At 46.1% G+C, this 11,154-nt stretch carries 8 protein-coding genes and 1 other RNA gene; 1 reads left to right on the forward strand and 8 read right to left on the reverse strand.

The annotated features are described in order from the left end of the window. A partial coding sequence (locus tag OGY33_RS24510) for an IS1 family transposase (protein WP_072190463.1) occupies window positions 1-65 on the forward strand: 65 nt, incomplete at its 5' end. An 813-nt stretch (window positions 66-878) separates the two neighbouring features. Here OGY33_RS24510 and OGY33_RS21215 read toward each other — a convergent pair. From OGY33_RS21215 to OGY33_RS21250, 8 genes are all read right to left on the reverse strand, one after another. Beyond that, the gene (locus OGY33_RS21215; RefSeq protein ID WP_000614783.1) at window positions 879-1,775 is read right to left on the reverse strand and encodes a ParB/RepB/Spo0J family partition protein; all 897 of its coding nucleotides are present in this window, start codon (window positions 1,773-1,775) and stop codon (window positions 879-881) included. Further along, on the reverse strand, window positions 1,772-2,668 hold the full coding sequence (locus OGY33_RS21220) for a ParB/RepB/Spo0J family partition protein (protein WP_023337657.1): 897 nt from the start codon (window positions 2,666-2,668) through the stop codon (window positions 1,772-1,774). Before OGY33_RS21220 ends, OGY33_RS21215 begins: the two co-directional genes overlap by 4 nt. Then, window positions 2,658-4,214, reverse strand: coding sequence for a recombinase family protein (locus OGY33_RS21225; RefSeq protein WP_047743978.1), 1,557 nt, complete (start codon window positions 4,212-4,214; stop codon window positions 2,658-2,660). Before OGY33_RS21225 ends, OGY33_RS21220 begins: the two co-directional genes overlap by 11 nt. A gap of 282 nt (window positions 4,215-4,496) precedes the next feature. After that, window positions 4,497-5,726: an integrase domain-containing protein gene (locus OGY33_RS21230; RefSeq protein WP_023337654.1), complete on the reverse strand. Its 1,230-nt coding sequence runs from the start codon at window positions 5,724-5,726 to the stop codon at window positions 4,497-4,499. Window positions 5,727-5,892: 166 nt separating this feature from the next. After that, window positions 5,893-6,256, reverse strand: a transfer-messenger RNA (tmRNA) gene (gene ssrA, locus OGY33_RS21235). Window positions 6,257-6,328: 72 nt separating this feature from the next. Further along, on the reverse strand, window positions 6,329-7,492 hold the full coding sequence (locus OGY33_RS21240) for a beta-barrel domain-containing protein (protein WP_191239005.1): 1,164 nt from the start codon (window positions 7,490-7,492) through the stop codon (window positions 6,329-6,331). A gap of 7 nt (window positions 7,493-7,499) precedes the next feature. Next, a complete protein-coding gene (locus tag OGY33_RS21245; RefSeq protein WP_212025072.1) occupies window positions 7,500-9,686 on the reverse strand; it encodes a type I secretion system permease/ATPase in 2,187 nt (728 codons plus the stop codon). Then, on the reverse strand, window positions 9,683-11,092 hold the full coding sequence (locus OGY33_RS21250) for a TolC family outer membrane protein (protein ID WP_048225125.1): 1,410 nt from the start codon (window positions 11,090-11,092) through the stop codon (window positions 9,683-9,685). Before OGY33_RS21250 ends, OGY33_RS21245 begins: the two co-directional genes overlap by 4 nt. Window positions 11,093-11,154: the final 62 nt, after the last annotated feature.

Raw genomic sequence — 11,154 nt, forward strand, 5'->3', positions numbered from 1 at the left:
CAAAATCGGTGGAGCTGCATGACAAAGTCATCGGGCATTATCTGACCATAAAACACTATCAATAAGTTGGAGTCATTACCGTTCAAGGTTGGTAGCGGTTTGGTTTCTTTTCTAACCGAAGGGCAGAAAAGCAAGGGGAGCTCGAAGAAGCAAGCGCAGCGGCTTCGCAGAGTTAGCCCTTGCTTCTCTTATAATTTGCATTATTCATTCAAGAACAATAGGATCTTCGCTTATACAAGCGAAGCTATAATAAAAACAATCAATTTAATTATTTTAAAGAACCTATTGACATTCATAAAATACAAGTTATTTATAATGTATGCCATAAATAAAAAGTTTTATGTCATATGTATCCTGCACTATGTGCAGTTAATGTACCACTTGTCCCATATATTGGGATATTGGAAAGGTTACTTTGTTTTGAAGTAGCCTTTCGTCCTTCAATATTAACGATTTCTTATTGCTATTACCAAGTCCAGTCGAATCGAAGAACATCTTTTATCTGAAACGACTCCTAATACCTGGTTAAAGCCACAATGTCTCTCGCATACGTAGACCAAAGAAAAATTATGATATTAACTATGTGAATTTTTTAGTGTTAAGTTGAATAATTAAATACTGGAGAGTTTTCTGTGCACTACCAATTGCTGGTTCATATGTTCTGCCGCTGATGTTTCTGACTAATCTCCCGGTGACACAGAACTGTCCCTCTCTACCAGCCTTTATTCGACTCAATGTCCGGCGCAGTTATCCCTTCGTATAAATGACTGACACTTAAACGTAATGCTTTGGTTGCTGGCGTATCTGACAGCTTCTCCGGCGTGAAGGTCGTTGTGTAAGTATATTTCTTGGTTTATTTAGGCTATATAAAACCATGACTATGATTTGCTGTTTTCAGTAAGAGTCTTATCATCCAAAGAATTTATTCTAGAAATTCTTTTTAACTCATTAAGATAATCAACCTCGTTTTCTAAGAACCAATGAAGAACTTTAGAGTTGCCAAGTAATTTATTAATATATGACTGGATTATAACGAATTTCAACATATCTGAACCATACTCGGTTTGAAGCTTTTTCGTTTCTTCCGAAGTTGTTGCCATTTCTTGTTCCAGACGAAGTATGGTTTTTTTTATATCCTTTTTATAGGGAGTGTTTTTCCCTTTATTTACTATCATCGATGCCGGTGTTGCATCCAAGATGCTCATTGCAAATTTTTTACTATAATTATCAAAATTAATCATTGTACCGACTGCTTCAATTTGGCGAATTGGCTTCATTTTCCTCAAAACGTCAAATGTAGCCTTAGGTATAGGTTTATCAGAAAGTTTCGCAATTACACTTGGATCTATGCCGTTCATCACATTAGCTTTATCTTTTATGGCATCAACAGATATGCCCAAAGCAGCACTAAGTTTTTCAATTGATACTTTTGCCAGAGACTTAATTATCATTCTATGTTCTTCAACTACATTTATATGATTCACTTGTTTGTTAGGAGTGAAAGCATCATCTATGCTCGAAAGTATACATGGAGCTTTTTCTATACCTAAGTCTTTTAAAGCCTCAACCCTTAAATGGCCATCAAGTATCTTAGTGACATCTTTATCTTTGTCATAGAACACTATTATTGGTTCAATAATACCTAAGCTTTCGATGGAGGTAACTATTTGATGGTATTTATGGCTTCGCTTTACGTTTTCTAATAATTCCTTAGATGGAATTAACTTATTAGTTTCCAGGTAAATAAAATTATCGCCAAAACGTATCTGAATCATTTTGATACCTCTTTGTTTACTGGGTTTAATATCTGAGATGGTAGTTCTGAAAGATTCTCTTGTTCAAGTATATGTTGAAAGCTTTTATTCATCATTATGATGTTAAAAATCTCATTTACTATTAGTAGATTGGTTTTTATGAATTTTGAGTTGTTATAAACAGATTTATGTTCAGCGATACTATTTTCATAAAGCTCAATCAACTCCTCTGCAGTCATCCTTTTTGATGGTTTGTGATAATAAAATCCGGCTGCTTTTGCACCTTTATTCCCAACTGTTCTTTGATTTAGAATGTGTTTTATCTTTATAATGTCCCGACTTTTTATTAATTTTTTATCATATGCTTCGGTAAGAATATCTTGTGCTTCCTCAGTTTCACATCTTGCAAATTGCACTGCAAGATACAGAGGCAAATTACCCCGTTCGACTGCTGAGAGAAGTTTATGCTCTCCCTTATCAAGTAGCATATTAATACTGCTTACCCAGTTCGATGAATATCCAGTAATCTCACTTATTTCGGAGTCTGAAAGCCCTCTGATTTTCATGTCTTTAATCACCTGTAATAACTCATTAGAACGTGGTCTTCTCCTTGCAATGTTTTCAACTAAACTCATAACGTAAGCATCTTCTTCTGATACATCTCTTACAATTGCTGGAATAATAGTTTCACCTAATGCAACGAGAGCCTCTATTCTCCCTTGACCACAAATTAAAGCATATTTGAAATCGTCTTCATCAATAGCTCTTACGCTTATAGGCTTGCTTAACCCTCTTTTTTTTATGCTTTCCTTTATTTCTTCATGCACTACCTTATTTCTTGTCCGTGGGTTAAGAAATTTTATTTTTGCAATCTCAATTTGAATTATTGGGAATTCATTTTTTTCAGGCAGCATATAGTTCCCTCACTTTCATGCGAGTAATAATTTGTAGAAGTTTATCAAGATTATCAAATCTATAGAGATCTAATCGAATGTTGTTTGTTTCCGTCATGCACATTTTACTATATTCGTTTTCAATCTTTGGTATGATATAAAAATCAAGAGGTGAAATATTTTGTGAATTCATTCGTATAACAATTGTTATGTCTGCTTTCTGTGAGTTATCAAACCGGACTTTCCATCTAAGTTTACCTGATTTCATATGTATGCATTTAGTAACAAGGACGGAAATTAAAAACTCATCATTGATGTAAAGCATTGGGGCATATTTATACTCGTCTATATGACAGTTACTTTTTAAAATTTCACCCTTAAAATCCTCAATTATCTCTGAGTAAAATGATCTTAGTGCTTCATTTATTTTGAGATAGCTGTAATCATGATCTGGCTTATAACCAATCAAAGTATATGCTCTTAAAAGACCACCAAATCGGGTTCTATAAACAGAAGATGAAGGGCCTGTATCATCTTCATCAATGATAAAGCCTGATAGTTTTCCATTAGATTCTAATTTTTGTTTTAGTTTTTCTAATAGATCTTCATTAGTCAAATGAATGGATCGGAGCTGAATTATTTCTTGAGCTTTATTATATTTTTTCTTTGAAATAATAGGTTTATATGCCTTGTCACATCTAACCCATTCATGTTTGGGGTTTTTTACAAGCCTACTTTTTAGTTTAGATGAGGTTTTGTTATATATATTGTTTCCAATATATTTTTCATTTGTCAAAATTTGATGTATTTTTGCACGAGTCCATAATGTTCCATTTTCTGCAGGTATGTTCTGTTCATTTAATCTCTCAGCAATAATAAATTCTGGCACATTATTATCTATAAAGAGATCATAGATTCTATTTACAATTTTTATTTCATTTTTTGGTCCCGGAATTAATATTACCCTATCTGTTTGAATACTCTTTCTTTTGCGGAAACTCAATATTTCTTTAGCTATGCCATTTTCGTCTACTAAAAGACGTCTCAGCCCATAACCAGCCATACCGCCTTGATGATAACCAAGCTTTATTAAATTTACTTGCCCTATAAATACCTTTTCAGATAAATTCCTGCTGTGATATGCAGCACTAGATCTTTTTATATTCAGTATAACAGAGGACTCTAAAGGGAAATCTTTAGTGGGTATAGGTTCGGAACAATATATAAGATCTACACCATTTCTCTCAAATAGAAAGGAATAATATGCAGCTTCATCACTATTTTGAAAACGACCAAAACGGCTCACATCATAAAATAATACAGCCTGAATATCTATTTTCTTTTGTTCTACATCGCTAAGTAACTGCTGCAAAGAATGCCTGCCTACGATACTGACTCCGCTCTTACCTGCATCATCGTAGGTATAAGCGATTTCCATATTGTTCTTTTCAGCATAATCTTTGATATATTCGGACTGATTATGTAAAGAATATTGCTGATGGTCGGTAGACATCCTCAAGTACTGTGCGACCCTAACTCTATGATTTTTATCATTTTCTCTAGCCATGCACGAAACCTCATGGATGATTCAATACAATGTAGAGGATAAAATTGATCAAATTTTAACCGAATTCAACTGTTTTATCATTGATTAGAGCGAATTTGGTAGATCTTCGAGGTGTATGATAATCGAGAAGAGATGTGAATTATTTAGTTGATATGACCGACAGCTTTTGTTATTTGGCCTCAAGGTAACCATTTGTAAATGGCTATGCTTAGTCCACATAGGTTAATGGTGTGATCATTAATTCTTCAAATAAATCAAGATAGTTAACCCATCATCGAAGAGTTATGCGGCAATAACTTTGTATTTTTGAGACGAAACATAGTCACTCCACCATTGCATGAGAACCACACGTTCTGTGAGATACTCTGCACGATTGTAGGCTGCAATTATTTCATCTTTTTTCGAGTGGGCAAGGGCGGCTTCTAAGACATCAGTTCTAAACTTGCCACACTCCTCAGCAGCCGTTCTGGCGATTGATCGCATACCATGAGCTACAAGCTCACCTCCGAAGCCCATACGGATTATAGCCGCATTAGCTGTTTGTTCATGCATGTGATTGAGTGGAGCTTTGATACTGGGAAAAACCCACTCTCTATGCCCGCTGATGGCTTTCATTGAATCCAAGACTCGCAAAGCTTCTTTGCTCAGTGGAACTTTGTGAGGTTTCTTCATTTTCATAAACTCCGCCGGGATGTTCCACATGCCGGTTTCTATATCAATATCTGACCATCTTGTGCGAACAGCTTCACCAGGGCGAACCCATGTGAGAAGTTGCCACTCAATCAGTAGCCTTGTTTCTAAACGGACAGAAGCATTGTTTAGAGCAACCAGGAAGCGGGGGAGTTCGGAAGGGGATAATGCTGGCATATTCTGTTTTTTTGGCTTGCTGAACCGTTGCCCCAGGTTGTCAGCCGGATTGAATTCTATGAGTTCTTCTGTTGCTGCATAGCGGAAAATTTCATTCAGGCGGGATATGATGCGGCGAAGTGTTTCAAGGACACCTCGTTTTTCTATAGGTTCTAAATGCTGTTTAAGCATTTTAGGGCGAATCTCCTTAATGGGGGTATCACCCAACGTTGGAAAGATATTTCTCTCTAGGCTTCGCCAGATGTCGTTAGCATGATCCTGGGAGATGCCTGACGTTTTGACTTTCTCATCAAGCCACTTCTTGGCTACTGCTTGAAATGTATGTTCCGTGGCATCCTTAAGGGCATTGGCTTTGTGGGTGTTATGAACTTGTGGGTCTATACCATTTGCAAGCAACGACAAATACTCATCACGTAAAGCTCGTGCCTTCGCAAGTGTAAGGTGAGGATAGGTTCCTAAGCTCACCTTAGTTCGCTTTTTGGTCACAGGCACTGCATATCTGAAATACCAATTTTTCTTTCCTCCCTTCGCCAAGGGGGCGATTCGCAGGAGCAAACCATCGCCGTCAAAAAGGTTAACCTCTTTCTCGGCAGGTTTGGTGCTTTTGATTTCAGTGTCAGTGAGCTTCTTAGCGATTTTTGCCATGTTTGGGACCCTCATGTTTTGGACCCTTTGTGTTGGGTCCCAAAAAGGGTGCCATAACGAGTAGATTCTAGCAATTCTTGGTAGACTACTATAGACGTAAAAAAGCCCGCAAGGCTGGTTCCATGCGGGCTTGATAGACTTCACTGAACTTCAATATATCAAAAATTGGTGGAGCTGGCGGGAGTTGAACCCGCGTCCGAAATTCCTACATCCTCGGCACTACATGCTTAGTCAGTCTTTACATTCGCCTGGCACCTGCGGACAGACACGCCACTACCAGACTAGCCTGATTAGTTTTAACGCTTCAACCCCAGGCAGGGCCTCCACGCGATCTCTTTTGGGTTTGACCTCTCTTTGATCCCCGTCTTAAGAGCGGAAGCTAGGGAGAGAGGGCTCAGAGCAGGTTATTAAGCTGCTAAAGCGTAGTTTTCGTCGTTTGCGACTATTTTTTTGCGGCTTTTTACGAGGCCAACCGCCCCTCGGCATGCACCTTGGGTTTCGCGAATCCCGTCGAATCCAGAATCAGCCCCAATGTGTTAGAGCAAGTATAACAGACTTGTGACACGCGTGACCAGCCCCCGCAACCCCTAATCCTCAAGGATTTAGCGCTCGCGCAGCGCTTCTTTTGCGCGATTAAACGGTTTGATTAAATAGTCGACGATGTTTTTTTCACCTGTTTTTATATCCACTGTGGCAATCATGCCTGGTACGATGGAGAAATGGCGTCCCAGTTTGTTCTGTAAGAAGTCCTGATGCGTGCGGATAAACACGCGGTAATAGAAGATTTCCGGTTTCACTTTGTCCTGAATGGTGTCCGGAGAGATGGTTTCGACTACGCCTTCCAGACCGCCGTAAATGGCGTAGTCATAGGCGGTAATCTTCACCAGCGCCCGCTGGCCGGGATGGATGAAAGCGATATCACGCGGCGACAGGCGGGTTTCTATCAGCAGATGATCGTCCAGCGGCACAATCTCCATCATCTCGCCGTTGGGCGGGATAACGCCGCCGATGGTGGTGACCTGGATGTTTTTCACAATACCGCGCATCGGCGCGCGTACGGTCAGGCGGGTGACGGAATCCTCGCGTCCTTTTAAAATAGCCGCCAGCATATCCACTTCGGCGTTAGCTTTTGACAGCGCTTCCCGCGCCTGCACGAAATATTGCGAGCGCAGGTCGGTGATTTTTAATCCCAGATCGCTTTTTTGTCGTTGCAGGCGCAGCACTTCTACGTGGCTGGCGGCACCGCTTTTCTCCAGCCGTTGGGTGATGGCCAGTTCTTTATTTACTGAGACCAGTGCATCTTGCAGTTCTGCCATTGAATCCGCAAGCTGCGCGCGGCGGCTTTTATACAGGCGAGTTTCGGAGGCGATGAGGTCCGGCCAGGCGCGCAGTGAATCGGGAAAGACCAGCGGCAGATCGTTAACTTCGGCATTAAGCCTTGCGCTGGAAGCCAATGAGGCGCGATAACGGGCGGCGCTCTCCCCAACATTGGACTCAGAACGGGTGGGGTCGAGGCGGGCGACTATTTGATTGGCCTGCACTTTATCTCCCTCGCGTACAGTAAGCTCGGCGAGAATGCAGCCATCCAGCGACTGCAAGACTTGCTCTCGCGAGCTGGGGATCACTTTTCCGCTGCCGGTTGAGACTTCATCCAGCTTGCCGAAATATGCCCAGATACCCAGGACGGCAAACAGCAGGGTGCTGAGCAGAATAATGCGGCTGGCCCCGGAAAAACGGTGCTCGCGGCGGATATCGAGGTCGTCCATGGCGGCATCATGCGGATTGGTTTTCATTTTTCCACTCCCGACCGTGAGTTGGGGCGGGTGCCCGGCTCGCATTTAATGCCTGCGCTTTCGGGGCATCCATGACCAGTTGGCCTTCTTTTAATACCACCACGCGCTCGACCAGCTCCAGAACCGGTACGCGATGGGTGGCGACAATCAATGTGCGGTTGCCCAGCCACTGGTTCAGGCGCTGAATAAACTCCCGCTCGGTATGTTCATCCAGCGAGGCGCTGGGTTCGTCGAGCAGCACGATATTGGGCGATCGCAGCAGCATTCTTGCCAGCAGGATCGACTGCCGTTGTCCACCGGACAAACCGTTGCCGCCCTCCATAATGGGATGCGCCAGCCCTTTGGCGAGCTGTTTAACGAAAGCTGCCGCGCCGCTGACCTCCAGCGCTTCGAAGATCTGCGCGTCGCTGGCATGCGGTGCGCCGAGGGTCAGGTTCTCGCGCAGGGTGCCGAAAAACAGCCGCGCGTTCTGGCTAAGAAAACCGATGTTGCGGCGTAAATCAGCCATATCGATCTGCGCCAGACTCAGGTTGTCGAGCCGGACATCGCCCTGGATAATCTCCACACCACCCGCCATGGCCTGCAGCAGGGTTGATTTCCCGGCACCGTTACGCCCGAGGATTGCCACGCGCTCGCCGGGCATGACCTCCAGGCGCGAGATGCGCAGCGGAACGCGCTGATCGTCGCTGTGGTAGCGAAAGTGTGCGTTCTCAAACAGATAATGGCCGTGAAAAATCTCCTGATGCACCCGGTCTTCGTCGTACTGCGTTTCGGTGGGAAGCTGCATGATGCTGTCTAACCCCATCTTCGCCGCCTTGACCTGTTGCCAGCGGGCCAGCACGCCGCACAGATTTGCCATTGGGGCAATCATTCTGGAACCGAGCATCGAAGCGGCCACCACGGCGCCGGTGGTCATCGTGCCTTCAATGACCATCGGCGCGCCGAACATAATGATCGCGGCGTAGACCAGGCTTTGTACCGACATGCCCCAGCCAATCAGCCCCTGAGTCAGCCTGCGCGTGCGCAGCCCGGACTCTCCGGTAATGCGGATGTAGCTGTTCCACTGCTGTAAAAAGCGGTTTTCCGCCTGCATCAGCTTGATGTCTTCCAGCCCCTGAACGCTCTCGACCAGCACCGCGTTGCGCAGGGTGGATTCATGGGCAGCCTGGTTGGCGAGCACCGCCAGCTTCTTCTGTAACAGCAAACCGGGCAGGATCATCAGCAGGGCTGCGACGGGCGCTATCCATGCCAGCGGCGGGGCGATAAAAGCCAGCACTACGATAAACAAAAAGAAAAACGGCAGATCGACAATGGTCGACATGGTCGAGGAGGTGATCATCTCGCGAACCTGTTCCAGCTCGCGCAGTTGAGAAATAAAGCTCCCCGTCGAGCGGGGTACGGCGCTGTTACGCAGGCGCAATGCATGGCTGAATACGCGATCGGAAATGCGCATATCGGCGCGTTTGCCGAGCAGATCCATGATGTGGGTACGCGCTTCACGCAGCAAAAAGCCAAACAGCACTGCCACCAGAACGCCAGTGGAGAGAACATACAGCGTTGGATAAGACTGGGCGGGGATCACCCGGTCATAAACCTGCATAGAAAAGATAATTCCGGCGAGCGACAGGACGTTAATCAGGAAGGCAGCAATCATGACCGGCAGATAAGGACTAATGTCTTTTAACACCAGTTCGCGCATCCAGTCGGGCTTGAAGCGCGAAATATAGCGGTCTACCCGACTGTCCTTCAGCGCCGACAGCGGGCGCATCGCGGTAATACTCACGATCTCCGGCAGAAGCTCTGCGACCGTGAGCCGGTTACGCTGGCCCTCTTCGGCGATGATAAACACATCCAGTGCATCTTCGCCGTTGAAATGTTCTATCACCATTAGCTGGCCGTCGCGCAGTTCCGCCACCACCGGCAGACGCCACTGACCGAACGCCTGCGTGGCGGTATCCAGCGCATGAAATGACAGTCCAGCCTGACGCGCCAGTTGCGACAGGGCCGTTGCCCGGCTTTTTCCCGCAAACCACGGGGCGTTGGCCTGGATTGCGCCGGGAGAACAGGCCACGCGATAATGGTTGGCAATATGCGTCATCGCCTGCGCCCACTGGCTAAGAGCGTGTTCGCTAATCGCATCTTCTGCATGTGAATCGAGGTCGCTCATAGCTTGATCTCCACCGATTGAATGCTGCGATTATTTAAGGCGAACGCCTGGCGAAGCGAGCCAGTGTTATAGAGGCAGTTCAGCTGGAGCTGGCGCAGCTGGTTTTGAGTCTGGAGTTCGGCAAAACGGGCCTGATACACCTCTTGCTCGGCGTTAAGCACGTCGAGCAGCGGGCGCGAACCGAGGTCCAGATACTGCTGTTGATAAAGCTCGCGCGTTTGTTCACTCAGTCGCTGCTGGCGGCGCAGAATCTGCAGGGCGGTGGCGAGGCTAATTGCCTGGCTGCGGGACTCCAGTAATTTTTGTCGTACTTCGAGTCGGGTGCGCTGGATGGAGTATTGTGCAGACTCTACCGCATGGCTGGCGGCGTTGCGCCTGGCGGTGAGTCCGCCCCCCTGATACAGCGGCATCTCAACTTTTACCCACGTGGAGTACTGGGTTTTGTCGAGCACCTCATGGCTGGGGTATTTGTCGTTGAGATAATGCTGAACCGACGGTTCCAAAGAGATGGTGGGCGTCATCTGCGCGTTGGCGTAATCGAGATTTGCCTGTGCCACATTCGCTTGCGCCCAGGCCGCCAGAACCGCGGGAACCAGTTTATCTTCCGGTTTGACCACATCGCAGCTGCTGTCCAGTTTGGCCGGGAATTCGTTGCTGATGCCGTTAAGTGAGTTCCAGCCGAGGTAACTCATCAATGTGGCCTTACTACTGTCGAGATTGGCCTGATACTGCGCCAGCTGAGAACGTGCAGACTCGATACGCGCATCGGTTTGCACCACGTCGGACAGCGAGGTTGCCCCTTCATCATTGCGTTGTCGGGTCAGTCGACCAATGTCGTTTAAGGCGGTGAGCTGTTCTTCGGCGGCGTCCACCATTTGCTGCCACGTCTGCACCTGGACTATCGCGTTGGCGGTTGCGTGGGCGATGGTATCAATACTGAGTAACACATTCGCCTGCTGTTGTGCGGCTCCGGCGGTCTCGGCGCGGACCTGGCTTGCCACTTTGCCGAAGTCGTACAGCATTTGTGACACCGAAATAACCAGCGCCGGGCTAAAGCCGTGGTCGGTATAGGTATTGCTGTAACCGTTATTCATTCCGGCAGAAACCTGCGGGTAATATTTCGATTTCGCCACGTCGATCTGTTCGTTTTGCGAAAGCAGTTTGCCGATCGATTCACGAATAGAAGGATGCCAGCTCACGGCACGACTTACCGCGTCGTTGAGCATCAGGTTGCCGGGTGCGGCAGCGCTCAGCGGCAGATCGGCAACCGCGCCGTCCAGCGAGGGAAGCATCTGGCTGGTGGCCAGTCCTTCCGGCGTAATAATTTGCGGTTCATCTTCGGCATTCACCCGCAGGGTACAGAGCGTTAATGCCAGAAGTAATGCAACAGGCGCGACATTTCTCATAGTTTATCCCTTACAAAATACGGCAGCGACGACTGTTATTGCCCCGGACGTCATGGCATCCG

The sequence above is a fragment of the Citrobacter sp. Cpo032 genome, assembly GCF_030332975.1.
Lineage (GTDB): Bacteria > Pseudomonadota > Gammaproteobacteria > Enterobacterales > Enterobacteriaceae > Citrobacter > Citrobacter portucalensis.

What these genes read in the sequence shown, in the direction of transcription:
- OGY33_RS21225 (WP_047743978.1), bottom strand. Translation starts at nt 4,214, where the DNA reads ATGGCTAGAGAAAATGATAAAAATCATAGAGTTAGGGTCGCACAGTAC.
- OGY33_RS21230 (WP_023337654.1), bottom strand. Translation starts at nt 5,726, where the DNA reads ATGGCAAAAATCGCTAAGAAGCTCACTGACACTGAAATCAAAAGCACC.
- OGY33_RS21220 (WP_023337657.1), bottom strand. Translation starts at nt 2,668, where the DNA reads ATGCTGCCTGAAAAAAATGAATTCCCAATAATTCAAATTGAGATTGCA.
- OGY33_RS21250 (WP_048225125.1), bottom strand. Translation starts at nt 11,092, where the DNA reads ATGAGAAATGTCGCGCCTGTTGCATTACTTCTGGCATTAACGCTCTGT.
- OGY33_RS21240 (WP_191239005.1), bottom strand. Translation starts at nt 7,492, where the DNA reads ATGGACGACCTCGATATCCGCCGCGAGCACCGTTTTTCCGGGGCCAGC.
- OGY33_RS21245 (WP_212025072.1), bottom strand. Translation starts at nt 9,686, where the DNA reads ATGAGCGACCTCGATTCACATGCAGAAGATGCGATTAGCGAACACGCT.
- OGY33_RS21215 (WP_000614783.1), bottom strand. Translation starts at nt 1,775, where the DNA reads ATGATTCAGATACGTTTTGGCGATAATTTTATTTACCTGGAAACTAAT.